Source organism: Methylibium sp. Root1272, assembly GCF_001425905.1.
Lineage (GTDB): Bacteria > Pseudomonadota > Gammaproteobacteria > Burkholderiales > Burkholderiaceae_C > Methylibium.
Genome location: NZ_LMDY01000014.1, coordinates 331,620 through 348,194, shown reverse-complemented (window position 1 = coordinate 348,194; position 16,575 = coordinate 331,620). Strand labels below are relative to the sequence as shown.

General features: G+C 69.1%; 13 protein-coding genes. 4 read left to right on the top strand and 9 right to left on the bottom strand.

Going from position 1 to position 16,575, the window contains the following annotated elements:
- The first annotated feature begins 2 nt into the window (after positions 1 to 2).
- Together ASC67_RS14110 and ASC67_RS14105 are read left to right on the top strand one after the other, a co-directional pair.
- Positions 3 to 920: a ketopantoate reductase family protein gene (locus ASC67_RS14110; protein WP_056321990.1), complete on the top strand. Its 918-nt coding sequence runs from the start codon at positions 3 to 5 to the stop codon at positions 918 to 920.
- Positions 920 to 3,109, top strand: coding sequence for an FUSC family membrane protein (locus tag ASC67_RS14105; protein WP_056321986.1), 2,190 nt, complete (start codon positions 920 to 922; stop codon positions 3,107 to 3,109). Before ASC67_RS14110 ends, ASC67_RS14105 begins: the two co-directional genes overlap by 1 nt.
- 58 nt (positions 3,110 to 3,167) lie before the next feature.
- Here ASC67_RS14105 and acnB read toward each other — a convergent pair whose 3' ends face one another.
- The 5 genes from acnB to ASC67_RS14080 all read right to left on the bottom strand — a co-directional run bounded on the left by acnB (position 3,168) and on the right by ASC67_RS14080 (position 7,851).
- Complete coding sequence (gene acnB / locus ASC67_RS14100; protein WP_056321983.1) at positions 3,168 to 5,759, bottom strand: bifunctional aconitate hydratase 2/2-methylisocitrate dehydratase; 2,592 nt, start codon at positions 5,757 to 5,759, stop codon at positions 3,168 to 3,170.
- A 55-nt stretch (positions 5,760 to 5,814) separates the two neighbouring features.
- Entirely contained in the window at positions 5,815 to 6,219 is a 405-nt protein-coding gene (locus tag ASC67_RS14095; protein WP_011828963.1) for a type II toxin-antitoxin system VapC family toxin, read from the bottom strand.
- A gap of 14 nt (positions 6,220 to 6,233) precedes the next feature.
- Positions 6,234 to 6,479 (bottom strand): AbrB/MazE/SpoVT family DNA-binding domain-containing protein, encoded by a 246-nt coding sequence (locus tag ASC67_RS14090; RefSeq protein ID WP_056321981.1) that lies wholly within the window; start codon positions 6,477 to 6,479, stop codon positions 6,234 to 6,236.
- 122 nt (positions 6,480 to 6,601) lie between these two features.
- Positions 6,602 to 7,138 carry a hypothetical protein gene (locus ASC67_RS14085; protein WP_056321978.1) on the bottom strand — a complete coding sequence of 179 codons (537 nt, stop codon included), beginning with the start codon at positions 7,136 to 7,138 and terminating at the stop codon, positions 6,602 to 6,604.
- Between the two features lie 386 nt (positions 7,139 to 7,524).
- A complete protein-coding gene (locus tag ASC67_RS14080) occupies positions 7,525 to 7,851 on the bottom strand; it encodes a 2Fe-2S iron-sulfur cluster-binding protein (protein WP_082536025.1) in 327 nt (108 codons plus the stop codon).
- Positions 7,852 to 7,968: 117 nt separating this feature from the next.
- On the opposite strand from ASC67_RS14080, the gene ASC67_RS14075 reads away from it, so the two are divergent.
- A complete protein-coding gene (locus ASC67_RS14075; protein ID WP_056321976.1) occupies positions 7,969 to 8,943 on the top strand; it encodes a DUF808 domain-containing protein in 975 nt (324 codons plus the stop codon).
- Positions 8,944 to 9,127: 184 nt separating this feature from the next.
- Here ASC67_RS14075 and ASC67_RS14070 read toward each other — a convergent pair whose 3' ends face one another.
- The 4 genes from ASC67_RS14070 to argA form a co-directional block, all read right to left on the bottom strand.
- Complete coding sequence (locus ASC67_RS14070) at positions 9,128 to 9,493, bottom strand: H-NS histone family protein (RefSeq protein ID WP_310731986.1); 366 nt, start codon at positions 9,491 to 9,493, stop codon at positions 9,128 to 9,130.
- Positions 9,494 to 9,622: 129 nt separating this feature from the next.
- The gene (locus tag ASC67_RS14065) at positions 9,623 to 10,666 is read right to left on the bottom strand and encodes an extracellular solute-binding protein (RefSeq protein WP_056321969.1); all 1,044 of its coding nucleotides are present in this window, start codon (positions 10,664 to 10,666) and stop codon (positions 9,623 to 9,625) included.
- Positions 10,667 to 10,800: 134 nt separating this feature from the next.
- Positions 10,801 to 11,076 (bottom strand): oxidative damage protection protein, encoded by a 276-nt coding sequence (locus ASC67_RS14060; RefSeq protein WP_056321966.1) that lies wholly within the window; start codon positions 11,074 to 11,076, stop codon positions 10,801 to 10,803.
- 40 nt (positions 11,077 to 11,116) lie between these two features.
- A complete protein-coding gene (gene argA, locus ASC67_RS14055) occupies positions 11,117 to 12,457 on the bottom strand; it encodes an amino-acid N-acetyltransferase (RefSeq protein ID WP_056321964.1) in 1,341 nt (446 codons plus the stop codon).
- A gap of 41 nt (positions 12,458 to 12,498) precedes the next feature.
- On the opposite strand from argA, the gene hrpA reads away from it, so the two are divergent.
- Complete coding sequence (hrpA, locus tag ASC67_RS14050) at positions 12,499 to 16,557, top strand: ATP-dependent RNA helicase HrpA (protein WP_056321962.1); 4,059 nt, start codon at positions 12,499 to 12,501, stop codon at positions 16,555 to 16,557.
- The last annotated feature ends 18 nt before the right edge of the window (positions 16,558 to 16,575 follow it).

The following is a 16,575-nucleotide window of genomic DNA, read 5'->3' as shown; positions in this document are numbered from 1 at the left end:
CGATGAAGATCGGTGTGATGGGCGCGGGCGCCGTGGGCTGCTACTACGGCGGCATGCTGGCGCGTGCCGGCCACGAGGTGATGCTGGTCGGCCGCCCGGCCCACGTCGAGGCGCTGCAGCGCCGCGGCCTGCGGCTGCAGACGTCCGCGTTCGATGTCGAACTGCCGGTGCAGGCGAACACCGAGGCCGCCGCGCTGGGCGACGCGGCGCTGGTGCTGTTCTGTGTCAAGTCGACCGACACCGAGACGGCCGGCCTCGCACTGCGCACGCACTTGGCGCCTGAGGCGCTGGTGCTGAGCCTGCAGAACGGCGTCGACAACGCCGAGCGCCTGCAGGCGCTGGTGGACGTGCCGGTGTGGCCGGCGGTGGTCTATGTCGCCGCCGAGATGGCCGGTCCCGGCCACGTGAAGCACAACGGCCGGGGCGAGTTGGTGATCGGGCCGACCGCCGCGCGCGGCGTGCCGGGCACCCTGGATGCCGCAGGCCTGATCTCGCTGCTGATCGATGCCGGCGTGCCGGCCGAGACCAGCGACAACGTGGCCGGCGCGCTGTGGGCCAAGCTGGTGCTGAACTGCGCCTACAACGCGCTGTCGGCGTTGACGCGCCTGCCCTACGGCCCGCTGGTGGCGCGCGAGGGCATGGCGCGGGTGATGGACGATCTGGTGGCCGAATGCCTGGCCGTGGCCGCCGCCAGCGGCGTGCAGATCCCCGGCGACGTGCCGGCGGCGGTGCGCCGCATTGCGCAGACCATGCCGGACCAGTTCTCGTCGACCGCACAGGACCTGCGTCGCGGGCGGCCCAGTGAGATCGACCATCTCAATGGCTACGTCATCCGGCGCGGCGAGGCCACCGCCACGCCGACGCCGGTGAACCGCTGCCTGCACGCGCTGGTGAAGGTGCTGGAAGGCGATCTGGCTTGATGCGCGTTCCCTGGCGCCCGCTGCACGCGCTGCCGCTGCATGTCGTCAACGGCATCGGCGTCGCACTCGGCATCTGCCTGATCCAGGCGCTGGTGTCGGCGCTGGCCGGCACGCCGCCGGCGCTGTGGGCCGTCAGTGGGGCGGTCTGCGTCAGCCTGGCCGATCTGCCGGTGGTGCCGCGCCGCAGTTGGCGGCGGGTGTCTCTGGCGGCCTTCAGCGCCTGCGTCGTGACGGCGCTCGTCGTCGCGCTGCGGCTGCATCCGGTGGCGCTCGGCGGCGTGGTGGCGCTGGTGGCCTTCGTCTCGGCGATGACGCTGGCCTGGGGTCTGCGCGCCGGCCCTGTGTCCTTCGTCGGCATCCTGGCGATCGTGTTCGCGATGTCGTCGCCGCCGGTGTCAGGTGCGGCCGCGGTGTTCTCGCACACCGCCTGGACGGCGCTCGGCGCGGTCTTGTACATGGCCTGGGCGATGTTCTGCGCGGTGATGCTGCAGCGCCGTTACCGCGCGCTGGCGCTGGCCGGCGTCCTGGAGGGGCTGTCCGCCTTGCTGCGGGCGCGCGCCGCGCTGCTGGTGCCGCCGTCGCCACCGGCGCGCGGCAGCGACCCGGCCGCCGACCGGCTGCGCGCGTGGATCCGCGACGAGACCGCGCTCAACGACCGGGTGCAGGCGGCGCGCGATCTGCTCTTCGAGCGGCCGGACTGCAACACCGAAACGCGGACTTTCGCCGGCCTGCTGGTCACCGCGGTCGATCTGCGCGACACCCTGCTGGCCAGCGAACTCGATCTGGGTCTGCTGGGCGACGATGCGCTGGCGGCCGCGGTGCGCCAGCGGCTCGCCGCCAATCTGGAGGCGCAGGCCGCCGCGCTCGATGCCATGCAGGGCGCGCTGCGCTACGACGATCCGGTGGAGGCCACGCACGACAGTGACGACCGCCCGCTGCACGCCTGGGTGGCCGGCGTCTCGATCCCGGCGGGCGACCGGCGCAAACACCTGCTGCCGGCGCTGGCCGATCGCGCGCAGCACATGATCGACGACCTGCGGCAGATGCGCGCGCTGATGCGCGGAGAGCTGTTGCCGCTGCGGTTGACGCAGGAGGAGCTGAGCCTGTTCGTGTCGGTCGAGGGCTGGCCGCTCGCCGCGCTGAAACCGCACACCAGCGGAAGATCGCCGGTGCTGCGCCACGCCGTGCGCTCGGCCGTCGCGCTCGGGGCAGCCTATTTCATCGGCGAGGCGCTGCCCTGGGCCTCGCACCCGCACTGGCTGGTGCTGAGCGTCGCGGTCGTGCTGCGCGGCAACCTGGAGCAGACGCTCGGACGGCGCAACGCGCGGCTCGGCGGCACGGTGCTCGGCTGTCTGCTGGTGCTCGGGTTGGCGCAACTGCACTGGAGCGGCGTGGCCTCGGTGGCCTTCCTGCTGGCGGTCGGAGCCGCGCATGCCTTCGTGAATGTGCGCTACCTCGTCACCGCCATCGCCGCCACCGTGATGGCCTTGCTGCAGGCCCATCTGGCTGAGCCGTCGGCCGGCTTCGCGGTGGCGGAGCGCCTGGCCGATACCGCGCTCGGCGCGGTGCTGGCCTGGGCGTTCTGCTACGTGCTGCCGTCCTGGGAGCGCAGCAGCCTCACGCGGGCGCTCGACCGGTTGCTCAACAGCCTGAACGTGCTGGCCGGTGAAGTGCTGGCCTGGCCCGAGCCCGGCCGCAGCCGTGCGAAGCTGGGCCTGGCGCGCCGCGAAGCCTACGAGTCGCTGGCCGGGCTGGCCGCGGTGGCGCAGCGCAGCAGCGTCGAGCCGGAGCGGGTTCGGGTGCCGCTGCAGGCCATCACCGACGCGCTGACCCATGGCCAGGAGATGCTCGGCCACCTGGCAGCGATGCGGCAGATGCTCACCCGGCGCGTCGATGCGCTCGACCGCGAGCCGGCCGAGGACGTGCTGCGCCGCGCGGCCGCGGCGGTGCGCGCCTGCCTCGCGCCGGCCTCGACCCCAAGAGAGGGCGAGCACGCGGAAGCCGCCTCGGCGCCAGCGCAGGGCGGCTCCTTCGCGCTGCCGACCCAGTCGGCTTTGGTGGCACTGTTGCCCTGGTTCGAGCGCCGATCACAGATGACGGTGCGGGCCGCTCGCGGTGTGGCCGCCGCCGTGCAGGTGCTGCGCGCGCACGCGCAGCGGCAATCTGCGGCAGGCCGACAGCGCGCCTGAAAAGGAAAAACGGCCCGCAGGGACTGCGGGCCGCGGCGTCAGCCGAAGCTGCCTGCGATCAGGCGGCGACTTCCTTCGCAACGCTGGCGTATTCCTCGATCTGGTCGAAGTTCATGTAGCGGTACACGCTGTCGGCGTCCTTGTTGATGATGCCCATCGCCTCGTGGTACTCGGCCACGGTCGGGATCTTGCCGAGCTTGGACGCGATCGCCGCCAGTTCGGCCGAGGCCAGGAACACGTTGGTGTTCTTGCCCAGGCGGTTCGGGAAGTTGCGGGTGCTGGTGGAGACAACGGTCGCGCCTTCACGCACCTGCGCCTGGTTGCCCATGCACAGGCTGCAACCGGGCATCTCGGTGCGGGCACCGGCGGCGCCGAAGTTGGCGTAGTGGCCTTCCTTGATCAGCTCGCTCTCGTCCATCTTGGTCGGCGGGGCGACCCACAGCTTGACCGGGATGTCGCGCTGGCCACCCAGCAGCTTGGCGGCGGCGCGGAAGTGGCCGATGTTGGTCATGCACGAGCCGATGAAGGCCTCGTCGATCTTGGTGCCGGCCACGTCGCTGAGCGTCTTGGCGTCGTCCGGATCGTTGGGGCAGCAGAGGATCGGCTCCTTGATGTCGGCCAGGTCGATCTCGATCACGGCGGCGTACTCGGCGTTCTTGTCAGCCTCGAGCAGCTGCGGATCGGCCAGCCAGGCCTCGACCTTCTCGATGCGGCGCTGCAGGGTGCGGGCGTCGGCATAGCCATCGGCGATCATGTTCTTCATCAGCACGACGTTGCTGGTGAGGTACTCCTTGATCGGCGCCGGGTTGAGCTTGATGGTGCAGCCGGCGGCCGAGCGCTCGGCCGAAGCGTCGCTCAGCTCGAAGGCCTGTTCGACCTTCAGGTCCGGCAGGCCCTCGATCTCGAGCACGCGGCCGGAGAACACGTTCTTCTTGCCGGCCTTGGCGACCGTCAGCAGGCCGGCCTTGATCGCATACAGCGGGATCGCATGCACCAGATCGCGCAGCGTCACGCCCGGCTGCATCTGGCCCTTGAAGCGCACCAGCACCGATTCGGGCATGTCCAGCGGCATCACGCCGGTGGCCGCGCCGAACGCCACCAGGCCCGAACCCGCAGGGAAGCTGATGCCGATCGGGAAGCGGGTGTGGCTGTCGCCGCCGGTGCCCACGGTGTCGGGCAGCAGCAGGCGGTTGAGCCAGCTGTGGATCACGCCATCGCCCGGGCGCAGGGCCACGCCGCCGCGGTTGCTGATGAAGGCGGGCAGCTCGCGGTGCGTCTTCACGTCCACCGGCTTCGGGTAGGCCGCGGTGTGGCAGAAGCTCTGCATCACGAGGTCGGCGCTGAAGCCCAGGCAGGCCAGGTCCTTCAGCTCGTCGCGCGTCATCGGGCCGGTGGTGTCCTGGCTGCCGACGGTGGTCATCTTCGGCTCGCAGTAGGTGCCCGGGCGCACGCCCTGGCCCTCGGGCAGGCCGACGGCGCGGCCGACCATCTTCTGCGCCAGCGTGAAGCCGGCCTGGGTCGCGGCCGGGGCCTTGGGCAGGCGGAACAGCGTCGACGCGGGCAGGCCGAGGAACTCGCGCGCCTTGCCGGTGAGGCTGCGGCCGATGATCAGGTTGATGCGGCCGCCGGCGCGTACCTCGTCGAACAGCACCTCGTTCTTGAGCTTGAACTCGACGAGCGTGGCGCCGTTCTTCTGGATCTTGCCTTCGTACGGCAGGATGTCGACCACGTCGCCCATCTCGAGCGTGGACACGTCGACCTCGATCGGCAGCGAGCCCGAGTCTTCCTGGGTGTTGAAGAAGATCGGCGCGATCTTTCCGCCCAGCGTGACGCCGCCGAAGCGCTTGTTCGGCACGAAGGGGATGTCCTGGCCGGTGGCCCAGATCACGCTGTTGGTCGCGCTCTTGCGCGACGAGCCGGTGCCCACCACGTCGCCGACGTAGGCGACCAGATGGCCCTTCTTCTTCAGGTCGTCGATGAACTGCATCGGGCCGCGCTTGCCGTCCTCCTCGGGCTTGAAGGCCGCGCCTTCGCGGGTGTTCTTCAGCATCGCCAGGTAATGCAGCGGGATGTCCGGACGACTCCAGGCGTCGGGCGCCGGTGACAGGTCGTCCGTGTTCGTTTCGCCCGGCACCTTGAAGACGGTGACGGTGATCTTCTTGTCGACCTCGGGGCGCGAGGTGAACCACTCGGCATCGGCCCAGCTCTGGATCACTTCCTTCGCCTTGGCGTTGCCGGCTTTCGACTTCTCGGCCACGTCGTGGAAGAAGTCGAACATCAGCAGCGTCTTCTTCAGGCCCTCGGCGGCCACCCCGGCCACTTCGGCGTTATCGAGCAGGTCGATCAGCGGCTTGACGTTGTAGCCGCCCACCATGGTGCCCAGCAGCTCGGTGGCCTTGGCCTTGGAGATCAGGCCGACCGCGAGGTCGCCGTGCGCCACGGCGGCCAGGAACGAGGCCTTGACCTTGGCGGCGTCGTCCACGCCCGGCGGCACGCGGTGCGTCAGCAGGTCGAGCAGGAAGGCCTCCTCGCCGGCCGGCGGGTTCTTGATCAGCTCGATCAGCTCGGCGACCTGCTTGGCCTCGAGCGGCAGCGGGGGGATGCCGAGCGCGGCGCGTTCGGCGGCATGTTGGCGATAGGCTTGCAGCATGGGTGGACTCCGGAGACGGTAGGAGGAGGGCGGGAACGAAAGCGGACGGGCTCGGTCATGCGGCGCGCGGCACGATGACCTTCAGGCCCTTGAAGTAGAGACGGAAGAACTCGGCGTCGCGGGTGATCAGGCCATTGCACTGAAGCAAGGCGTGGGCCCCGACGATGAAATCGGGCACGTTGCGCTGCCGGGCGCCGCCGCGCGAGCGGTAGCGGCGCTGCATCTCGCCGGCGCGCACCGCGGATTTCTGCTCGACCGCGCTGTAGACGATGCCCATGTCCTCGAGCACCTGCACGGCTCGGTCGCCTTCCTCGAGCGAGCTGCAGACCTCGGCGATGACGACATCGCAGACGGCGACCGGGCCGCGCGACAGCGCGTCACGCAGTGCGGCCTCGGCTGTGTCGGCCTCGGGGCTCTCGCTGAGGAGTTCGATCAGGACGGAGGAATCGATCGCGATCATCGACGGCGAGGCGATCAGCGGTCGACCGGATCGCCGGGGGCGCGGCCGCGCACCGCGCGCAGGGCCTCGTCGACCGAGGCGAAGCCGTCGAGCTTGAACTTGCCGCGGGCGCGAGAGATGGCGTCGTCGACGTTCTTGCGCAGGATGATGCGGCCGCCGTCGAGCTCGACCTTCAGCTGCGTGCCCTTGACCAGCCCGAGGGCGTCACGCACGGCTTTGGGCAGGGTGATCTGCCCGCGCTCGGCAACGGTGGCTTCCATGGGGGCTCCCGTGAATCTGTGTCGATCGGTATGCATGAATTATACATACCGAAATCCGCATATTCAACCGAGGAGCGGGCACCGGCGCCGGCCAGGGCCAGCTGCCGGGTTCGATCGTTGTCTCAGCGCGCTGCGGCGGTCACGGCCGCGACGGCCGCACGCTGCTCCGCGAGGGTGCAGCCGTCGACCATGCGCTGACCGATCTTCTGGTTCATCATCATCGACTTGACCGGGATCTGCAGCCACACGACGCCACTGCGCTTGTCCTCGAGCCGGACGGCGCCGGTGGTGGTCTCCTGGGGGGTCATCACGTAGGCCGCCTTGTTGAACACGACCTCGAAGTGACCTGGCTTGTTCTGCATCGGGGTCACGCTGACGGTCTGGTTGAACTCGCACTGCGCGGTGCCGGTCAGCACGCGGTTGGAGATCGCCAACTGGTTGTCGCTGATCGTCTCGGTCACTTCGGTGGCGAGCGCCAGGCCCTTGGCTTCGGACTTCAATTCCTTGCGCGACTGCGACACCGGCTTCTTGGCCGGGGCCGGCTTGGCCGCGGCCGGCTTCGCGGCGGGCTGTGTCTGCGTTTGCGCCAGGGCGGCGCCGCCGGTGGTGACCAGTCCGGCAACCAGCAGCGACAGGGCCAGGGGGGTGATGCGGCTCATCGATTCTCCAAGCGGGTATGAAAGTCTTGATTGTCGAACTTGCGGCCGTCAGTTTCGTTGCAAGTTGCATCCTGGTGCGCTAGCGGCTTCTGGTGTCGGACGGCCGGCGGCGCAGCCAGCGGGCGCCCTGCGGGGACGGACGCGCGCTTTCGGTGCGTTGCCCGGCGGAGCGGGGCGTGCGCGACATCACGCTCCCCAGGGTCTGCAAGCCCGCAGCCTGCGTCTGGTTGTGTTAGCCGCCGCCCCGGCACGCCCCCAGCGAGTCGTCAAACGATTGTCACGCCGTGTTGCGACCGGATCGGCGGTGCGATCGACTGCTTGCAGGGCAGTCGGTCCGCAGAGACAGGCCGTGGCCGCGCAGCGCAATGTCGAGACATTGCGCCGTTTCAGCCTGCGGCTTCCTCGTGCCGGGGCACGCGGCGGGCCGCCGGTTGCTCGATCACCAGATCCGAGCGGGCGTGGGCCACACAAGGCAGGATGCTGCCGGCGGCCTTCTCGTCTGCGCTGAGCCCCGGCCATTCGATGCGGTACGCCACCTCGCCATGGCGTGACTCGCACAGGCAGGTCCGGCAGGTGCCGTTGCGGCAGGAGCTGGGCAGCCGGATGCCGGCGCGCTGCGCGGCGACGAGCAGGGGCAGCGACGCGGGTGCGGCGAACACCCAGCCCGCGGGTTGCACCGTCACTGTGTAGACCGCCATGTCGTCGCCGTTCATGCGGCCGACTCTAGCGGCATGCCGGGATGCGCAGGTACCGCGAGAGTCCGGTCTTCATCGGACAATCGCCACGATCGATCGCTTGATCGAACCGACCGGGCAACCTCAGGACTACGAATGGCCGCTTCCAGCTTGCTGACCCTCATCGACGATATCGCGAGCGTTCTCGACGACGTGGCGCTGCTCACCAAGGTGGCCACCAAGAAGACCGCAGGGGTGCTGGGCGACGATCTGGCGCTCAATGCCCAGCAGGTGACCGGTGTCTCTGCCGACCGCGAACTGCCGGTCGTGTGGGCCGTGGCCAAGGGATCGATGAAGAACAAGGCGATCCTCGTCCCGGCGGCGCTGGCGATCAGCGCCTTTGCGCCCTGGGCCGTCACGCCGCTGCTGATGCTCGGGGGCGCCTTTCTCTGCTACGAAGGCTTCGAGAAACTGGCGCACAAGTTCCTGCACAGCAAGGCCGAGGACGAGGCCCACCACGCCGAACTTACCCGCGCGGTGGCCGATCCGGCGCTGGACCTGGTGGCCTTCGAGCAAGGCAAGATCAAGGGCGCGGTGCGCACCGACTTCATCCTGTCGGCCGAAATCATCGCGATCACGCTGGGCACCGTCGCCGCATCACCCTTCATCACCCAGGTGTCGGTGCTGGTGGGCATTGCGCTGCTGATGACGGTCGGCGTCTATGGGCTCGTGGCGGCGATCGTCAAGCTCGACGACGGCGGGCTCTACCTCAGCCGCCAGGCCGGCGGTGGGGCCTGGGGCCGCTTTCAGCGCGGTCTGGGCGCCGGCATCCTGAAAACGGCGCCGTGGCTGATGAAGGGGCTGTCCATCGCCGGTACCGCGGCCATGTTCCTGGTGGGTGGCGGCATCCTGACGCACGGCATTCCGGTGCTGCACCATGGCATCGAGGCGGCCGTGTCCCAACTGGCGGCGCTGGCGGGTGGCTTCGCGGGCGTATTGCAGGCGCTGGTTCCGAGCTTGCTGGATGGCTTGCTGGGCGTCGTGGCAGGTGCGCTGGTGCTCGCCGGCGTGAGCCTGGCGCGCAGGATCATGGGTCGCAGCAAGGGCGGCGCAACGGCGGCTCCACGATAGGCGGCGCAAGAGATTCCTTTCTGTTTTCTTCGCGGCGTCCGGAATCTGCCAAATCGCCGACGGTTCACGCGGCGCAGGTTTTCTGTCGGCGCCGGCATATCGGTCTGGAAACGAAGCGGCCGCCCGTGGGCGGCCGGCTTTAAGGGCGTCGACCGGCTGCTGCCGGTCGGCACGTCGGTGTCGATCAGACCGAGAATTCCTCGATCTTGCGGCCCGACGACAGCGCGGCCTTCAACCAATTGGGCTGCAGGCCGCGACCGCTCCAGGTATCACCGGTGGCGGTATTGCGGTACTTGACGGCGACCTTGCGACCCGCAGTGCCGCCGGTTTTCACGGCCTTGGCCGGCTTGGCCGGCGACTTGCTGCGCCCCAGGTCCGTCAGCGTGATCCCGTGCTCGTCCATCAGGGCCTTGATCTTGGCGATAACCGCGGTGTGTTCGGCACGCCGGGCGGTTTCGATCTGCTCGGTCAGCGCCGCCGCCTGCTGTTCGAGCGCCGCCTTCTGGGACATCAGGTCTTGGTATGTGGCCATTTCAGCTACCAGCTCCATCGAAATGAATTGAAGCGGTCGATTATCGACCCGCCTGAATCCTATTCTAGGCGGTCCGGTAAAACTCGTGCAATGTGACAAATCAGAGAAAACCCGGCCTCGGCCGGGTTTTGTTGGAGTATTTCGAGTTTACTTGTAGCCGACCCGATCGAGGATCTGCTGCACACGGATCGAATTCAGGCCGACCACCGAGATCGGAATCAACTCAGCCTTGAAAGCCCCCATCGCGTCGAGTGCCGGATTCGCGACCTTGACGCCCGGTACCACCGGATATTCGTTGTTGCCGTTCGCGAAATAGGCCTGGGCCGAATTGGTGGACAGGTATTCGAGGAACTTGACGCCGGCCTCGCGGTTCTTCGCGTGCTTGGCCAGTGCGCCGCCGGCGATGTTCACGTGGGTGCCCCAGGATTGCTGGTTCGGGAACACGACCTCGATCTTCTCGACCACGGCCTTGTCCTCGGGCTTCTCCGAGCGCAGCAGGCGGGCCAGGTAGTAGCTGTTGGTGAGGGCGATGCCGCACTCGCCGCTCGCCACGGCCTTGATCTGGTCGGTGTCGCCGCCCTTGGGCGCACGCGCCATGTTGTCGACCACGCCCTTGAGCCACGCCTCGGTCTTCTGGGCACCGAGGTGCTCGTACATCGAACCGAACAGCGACAGGTTGTAGGGGTGCGAACCCGAACGCGTGCAGACCTTGCCCTTGTTCTTGGGATCGGCGAGTTCCTCGTAGGTGTCCACGTCGTCGCGCTTGACGGTGGCCTTGTTGAACACGATCACGCGCGCCCGTGTCGAGAAGCCGAACCACCGCGATCCCAGGCCGTCGTCCTTGCTGCGCAACTGTGCCGGGATGCGCGACGCCAGCACGCTCGACTTGACCGGCTGGAACAGGCCGTCGGCGTCGGCCACGATGATGCGCGCCGCATCCACCAGCAGGATCACGTCGGCGGGGCTCGAGGCGCCCTCGCTGCGCAGGCGCGCCAGCAGTCCGGCGTCGTCGGCGTCGACACGATTGATCTTGATGCCGGTTGCCTTGGTGAAGTCGGCGTAGAGCGCCTCGTCGGTCTGGTAGTGGCGCGCCGAGTAGAGGTTGAGCACCTGATCCTGGGCCGCAGCACCGAACGAGGCGCAAAGGGCGACGACGGCGAGAGCCGTGCGAGCGAAGGTAGAGCGGACCATCGTGGAGTCTCCTGTGTCAACGGTCTGTCAGTATAAGAGTCAACACGAATGATTCGCGTCCGCGTCACCGTTGTGGGCGAACGAAGCATGACGATGCCCGCGCGCGGCGGGGCACGCTGAACGAACCGGTACGCTCAGGTCGTCGTCGGCGGCACGTAGCCGGCCGGCTGCTCGGCGCCGGCGCCGAAGAAGTAGTTCTCCATCTGGCGCGCGAGGTACTGGCGCGCCCGGGCGTCCGCTAGATTCAGGCGGTTCTCATTGACCAGCATCGTCTGGTGCTTGAGCCACTGGGCCCACGCTTCCTTGCTGATGTTGTCGTAGATGCGCTTGCCCAGCTCGCCCGGGTAGGGTGCGAAATCCAGTCCGTCGGCGTCTTTCTTCAGCAGGGCGCAGTGCACGGTGCGGGCCATGGGGAACTCCTTGTCCTTGAGATCGGGTCGATGAGGCTCGTCAGGCGAGCTTCTTCACCAGCACCAGCGAACGCCGGTCCCAGTTGTATTTGCGTTTGCGGGCTTCGGGCAGCCAGTCGGCGTCGACCTGGGCGAAGCCGCGCTTGATGAACCAGTGCATCGTGCGCGTGGTCAGCACGAAGATGCTGGTGAGGCCGGCGGCGCGGGCGCGCTGCTCCACGCGCTTGAGGATGCGTTCGCCGTCGCCCTGGCCCTGCACGCTGTTGCTCACCGTCAGCGCGGCCATCTCGCCGGTGTGCGCCTCGGGGTAGGGGTAGAGCGCCGCGCAGCCGAAGATCACGCCGTCGTGCTCGATCACGGTGTAGTGGTCGATGTCGCGCTCGATCTCGGTGCGGTCGCGCTTCACCAGCGTGCCGTCGCGTTCGAAGGGTTCGATGAGTTGCAGGATGCCGCCGATGTCGTCGGACGTCGCCTCGCGCAGGCTCTCGAGCTTCTCGTCGACCACCATCGTGCCGATGCCGTCGTGGGTGTAGACCTCGGTCAGCAGCGCGCCGTCGGCGTTGAAGGGCAGGATGTGCGAGCGCTCGACGCCGCCCTCGCAGGCCTTGATGCAGTGGCGCAGGTAGAAGGCGGTGTCGGTGGGCTGGGCCGGGTCGGGTAGGGCGGCCAGCAGGCGCCGGGCATCGGCCAGCGCGAGCTCGGTGTCGATCGCGCTCTCGGCGTCGTGCTGGTCTTCACGCACGCCGGGCACCTCGGTCAGGAACATCAGCTTGTCGGCCTGCAGCGCGATGGCGGTGCTGGTGGCCACGTCTTCCATCGTCAGGTTGAAGGCCTCGCCGGTCGGCGAGAAGCCGAAGGGCGACAGCAGCACGATCGCGCCGATGTCGATCGCACGGCGGATCGCCGCGGCATCGACGCGCCGCACGATGCCGCTGTGCAGGAAGTTCACGCCGTCGACGATGCCCACCGGCCGCGCCGTCAAAAAATTGCCCGACACCACGCGCACCGTCGCATTGGCCATCGGCGTGTTCGGCAGGCCCTGCGAGAACGCCGCCTCGATCTCGAAGCGCAGCTGGCCGGCGGCCTCCTGGGCGCAGTCGAGCGCCACCGCGTCGGTGATGCGCAGGCCGTGGCTGAAGTGCTCCGGGTGGCCCTTGGCGCGCAGTTGCTCGCTCACCTGCGGGCGGAAGCCGTGCACCAGCACGAGCTTGATGCCCATCGCGTGCAGGATCGCCACGTCCTGCACGAAGGCGTTCAGCCGGCCCGCGGCGATGCCTTCGCCGGCCATCGCGACCACGAAGGTCTTGCCGCGGTACGCATGGATGTAGGGCGCGACCGAGCGGAACCAGGGAACGAAGGTGTGCGGGAAGACGAGGTCCATGAGACGGGCGCCGGGATAATCGCGGATTCTGCCCGACACCCATGCCCGAGACCGCTCCCCGCACCGCCGCCCCTGCACCGCCGCGATCACTGCCGCCGATCCGCTTCCCCGAGGCGCTGCCGGTCTCGGCCCGGCGCGACGAGATCGCCGAGGCGGTGCAGCGCCATCAGGTCGTCATCGTCTGCGGTGAGACCGGCTCGGGCAAGACCACGCAGTTGCCCAAGCTCATGCTGGCGCTGGGTCGCGGCAAGGCCAACGCCAGGCCCGGCGAGCGCGGGCGGCTGATCGGCCACACCCAGCCGCGGCGCATCGCCGCGAGCTCGGTCGCCAAGCGCATCGCCGAGGAACTGGACACGCCGCTCGGCGAGGTGGTGGGCTACAAGGTGCGCTTCCAGGACCGGCTGACGCCGGGCGCGTCGGTCAAGCTGATGACCGACGGCATCCTGCTCGCCGAGACGCAGACCGACCCGCTGCTGCAGGCCTACGACACGCTGATCATCGATGAGGCCCACGAGCGCAGCCTCAACATCGACTTCCTGCTCGGCTACCTGCGGCAGATCCTGCCGAGACGGCCCGACCTGAAGGTGATCGTGACCTCGGCGACGATCGACGCCGATCGGTTTGCGCGGCATTTCGGGAGCGTCCGCCCGACGCCGGGCCGCCCCAAGTCGGGCGGCGCCCCCTCGGGGGGCAGCGACAGTGTGGAGCGCGGAGCGTGGGGGCGCGAACTCGTGCCGGCGCCGGTGATCCAGGTGAGTGGGCGCTTGTTCCCGGTCGAGCAGCGCTGGAGGGCCTTCGAGGAGTCGCGTGAGCACGACCTGAACGACGCGATCGCTGACGCCGTCGACGAACTCTGGCGCGAGGGCAGCGGCGACGTGCTGGTGTTCCTGCCCGGCGAGCGCGAGATCCGCGAGGCCACCGACCACCTGCGCAAGCACCTGCTCCAGCAACACCGCGGCGGCCCGCAGCCCGAGATCCTGCCGCTGTTCGCGCGGCTGTCGCAGCCCGAGCAGGACCGTGTGTTCCAGGCCGGCAACGGGCGGCGCATCGTGCTGGCCACCAACGTGGCCGAGACCTCGCTCACGGTGCCCGGCATCCGCTACGTGGTCGACGCCGGCACCGCGCGCGTCAAGCGCTACAGCTACCGCAACAAGGTCGAGCAGCTGCAGGTCGAGCCGGTCAGCCAGGCCGCGGCCAACCAGCGCGCCGGTCGCTGCGGGCGCGTGGCCGACGGCATCTGCATCCGGCTCTACGACGAAAAGGATTACGCGGGCCGGCCGCGCTTCACCGACCCCGAGATCCTGCGCAGCTCGCTGGCCGGCGTGATCCTGCGCATGAAGGCGCTGGGGCTGGGGGACGTGGAGGCCTTCCCCTTCCTCGAGCCGCCGCCCAAGAAGGCCATCGCCGACGGCTACGCGCTGCTCAACGAGCTGGGCGCGACCGACGACGCCAACGAGCTGACGGCCATCGGCAAGGAGCTCGCGAAGCTGCCGCTGGACCCGCGCATCGGCCGCATGATCCTCGCCGCACGCGACCGGCAGGCGCTGGCCGAGGTGCTGGTGATCGCCAGCGCGCTGTCGGTGCAGGACGTGCGCGACCGCCCGCTCGAGCAGCAGCAGGCCGCCGACCAGAAGCACAGGCTGTTCGACGACGAGCGCTCCGAGTTCGTCGGCTACCTGAAGCTGTGGCACTGGATCGAGGCCGGGCGAGGGCACACCGCGCACTCGCCTGCCGCTCCCTCCACCGCTCGTGCAGGAGAGGGCCGGGGTGAGGGCACGGCCGCCCACAAGCTCTCCAACCGCCAGCAGGAGCAGCGGCTGCGCGAGCATTTCATCAACCCGCGCCGCGTGCGCGAATGGCGCGACATCCATTCGCAACTGCACACCGTCGTGGCCGAGCACGGCTGGCGGCTCAACGGCACGCCGGCCACCTACGAGCAGCTTCACCTGGCGATGCTGGCCGGGCTGCTGGGCAACGTGGGCTGCAAGAGCGATGACGAGGACTGGTACCTCGGCGCGCGCGGCATCAAGTTCTGGCGCCATCCCGGCGCGCATCTGAGCAAGAAGCCGGGCCGCTGGTTGATCGCCGCCGAACTGGTGGAGACCACGCGGCTGTTCGGTCGCGCGCTGGCGGCGATCGAGCCGCCGTGGATCGTGCAGGTGGCCGGCCACCTGCTGAAGAAGCAGCTGCTCGAGCCGCATTGGGAGAAGAAGGCCGCCGAGGTGGTGGCGCTGGAGCGCGCCACGTTGTATGGGCTGGTCGTCTACCACAACAAGCGGGTCAACTTTGGCAACGTCGACCCGGCCGCGGCGCGCGAGATCTTCATCCGCGAGGCGCTGGTGAACGGCGAGTGGGAGAGCCGCCTGCCCTTCCTGGCGCACAACCGCAAGCTGATCCGCCAGGTGGAGGAACTGGAACACAAGTCGCGCCGGCAGGATGTGTTGGTCGACGACGAACTCATCTTCGCCTTCTACGACCAGCAACTGCCCGAGGACGTGTGCTCCGGCACGACGCTGGAGCGCTGGTACCGCGCCCAGAGCCCGCAGCAGCCGAAGCTGCTGATGCTGACGAAGGACGAGCTGATGCGCCACGAGGCGGCGGGCATCACGACCGCGGCCTTCCCGAAGACGCTGCGCCTGGGCGGCATCGACTGCGAGGCGACCTACCTGCACGAGCCCGGCGACAGCAAGGACGGCCTGACCGTCACGGTGCCGATCTACGCGCTGAACCAGGTGAACGACGAGCGTTGCGAGTGGCTGGTGCCCGGCCTCTTGAAGGACAAGGTGCTCGCGCTGATGAAGAGCCTGCACCAGCGGCCGCGCTCGCGGCTGGTTCCGCTGCCCGACGCCGCGGCCGAGTTCTGCGAGCTGGTGCCGTTTGCGCAGGGCGGCCTGATCGACGCGCTGCTGAAGGCGGTGCGAGAACGCACCCAGATCGCGGTGCAGCGCAACGACTTCAAGCTCGAGACGCTGCAGCCCCACCTGTTCATGAATTTCCGCGTCGTCGACGAGCACGGCCGCCAGCTCGGCATGGGCCGCCACTTGCCGACGCTGAAGGCCGAGCTGGGCGCACAGGCGAGGTCGGCGTTCCAGGCGCTGGCGGCCTTGAAGATCGGTGCAGTGGAGCAGGGCGCAGGGCCGCCCTCACCCCAACCTTCTCCCGCCGGGGGAGGGGGCCGCGCAGATTCTCACCCTCTCCCACTGGCGGGAGAGGGCCGGGGTGAGGGCATTCCGACCCCCGCCACACCGCCCCAACGCCACACCACCTGGTCCTTCGGCGAACTTCCCGAACTGATGGAGATCCGCCGCGGCGCGCAGAGCCTGGTCGGCTTCCCGGCGCTGATCGACAAGGGCGCTCACGTCGAGATCGAGGTCTTCGACGAGCCCGACGTCGCGGCCACGCGCCACCGCGCCGGGCTGCGCCGGCTGGTCGCGCTGCAGATCAAGGAGCCGCTGAAGTACCTGGAGAAGAACATCCCCGACCTGCCGCGCATGGCGGTGGCCTACATGGCGCTCGGCGGCAGTGCCGACGAGCTGCGGGCGCAGATCATCGACGTGGCGCTGGACCGCGCCTTCCTCGTCGAGCCGCTGCCCACCGACGCGGCCGGTTTCACCCGGCGCATCGACGAGGGCCGCACGCGGCTCAACCTGGTCGCGCAGGAGGTGGCGCGGCTGGCGGCGACCGTGCTCGCTGAGCACGCGAGCGCCGCGCGCAAGCTCAAGGACACGCGGCCGGTTAAGGACGTGGCCGACGACGTGGCGGCACAACTGGCGCGTTTGTGCCCCAAGCGCTTTCTCGCCGAGACGGACTACGCACAGCTGCACCACCTGCCGCGCTACCTGAAGGGCGTCACGCTGCGGCTGGACAAGTGGCGCGCCGATCCGGCGCGCGACGCGGCCCGCCTGGCCGAGCTGCGACCGATCGAGCAGCGCTACCTGCGCCGCGTGGCCGAGCTCAAGGGCGCGGCCGATGCGCGCCTCGACGAGTTCCGCTGGCTGCTCGAGGAGCTGCGCGTGAGCCTGTTCGCGCAGGAACTGCGGACGCCGCAACCGGTGAGCGCCAAGCGCCTGGAGAAGGCCTGGACGCAACTCAGCGCGTGAACGCGGGCTTCGCCCCGA

What these genes read in the sequence shown, in the direction of transcription:
- ASC67_RS14110 (WP_056321990.1), top strand. Translation starts at nt 3, where the DNA reads ATGAAGATCGGTGTGATGGGCGCGGGCGCCGTGGGCTGCTACTACGGC.
- ASC67_RS14105 (WP_056321986.1), top strand. Translation starts at nt 920, where the DNA reads ATGCGCGTTCCCTGGCGCCCGCTGCACGCGCTGCCGCTGCATGTCGTC.
- acnB (WP_056321983.1), bottom strand. Translation starts at nt 5,759, where the DNA reads ATGCTGCAAGCCTATCGCCAACATGCCGCCGAACGCGCCGCGCTCGGC.
- ASC67_RS14095 (WP_011828963.1), bottom strand. Translation starts at nt 6,219, where the DNA reads ATGATCGCGATCGATTCCTCCGTCCTGATCGAACTCCTCAGCGAGAGC.
- ASC67_RS14090 (WP_056321981.1), bottom strand. Translation starts at nt 6,479, where the DNA reads ATGGAAGCCACCGTTGCCGAGCGCGGGCAGATCACCCTGCCCAAAGCC.
- ASC67_RS14085 (WP_056321978.1), bottom strand. Translation starts at nt 7,138, where the DNA reads ATGAGCCGCATCACCCCCCTGGCCCTGTCGCTGCTGGTTGCCGGACTG.
- ASC67_RS14080 (WP_082536025.1), bottom strand. Translation starts at nt 7,851, where the DNA reads ATGAACGGCGACGACATGGCGGTCTACACAGTGACGGTGCAACCCGCG.
- ASC67_RS14075 (WP_056321976.1), top strand. Translation starts at nt 7,969, where the DNA reads ATGGCCGCTTCCAGCTTGCTGACCCTCATCGACGATATCGCGAGCGTT.
- ASC67_RS14070 (WP_310731986.1), bottom strand. Translation starts at nt 9,493, where the DNA reads ATGGAGCTGGTAGCTGAAATGGCCACATACCAAGACCTGATGTCCCAG.
- ASC67_RS14065 (WP_056321969.1), bottom strand. Translation starts at nt 10,666, where the DNA reads ATGGTCCGCTCTACCTTCGCTCGCACGGCTCTCGCCGTCGTCGCCCTT.
- ASC67_RS14060 (WP_056321966.1), bottom strand. Translation starts at nt 11,076, where the DNA reads ATGGCCCGCACCGTGCACTGCGCCCTGCTGAAGAAAGACGCCGACGGA.
- argA (WP_056321964.1), bottom strand. Translation starts at nt 12,457, where the DNA reads ATGGACCTCGTCTTCCCGCACACCTTCGTTCCCTGGTTCCGCTCGGTC.
- hrpA (WP_056321962.1), top strand. Translation starts at nt 12,499, where the DNA reads ATGCCCGAGACCGCTCCCCGCACCGCCGCCCCTGCACCGCCGCGATCA.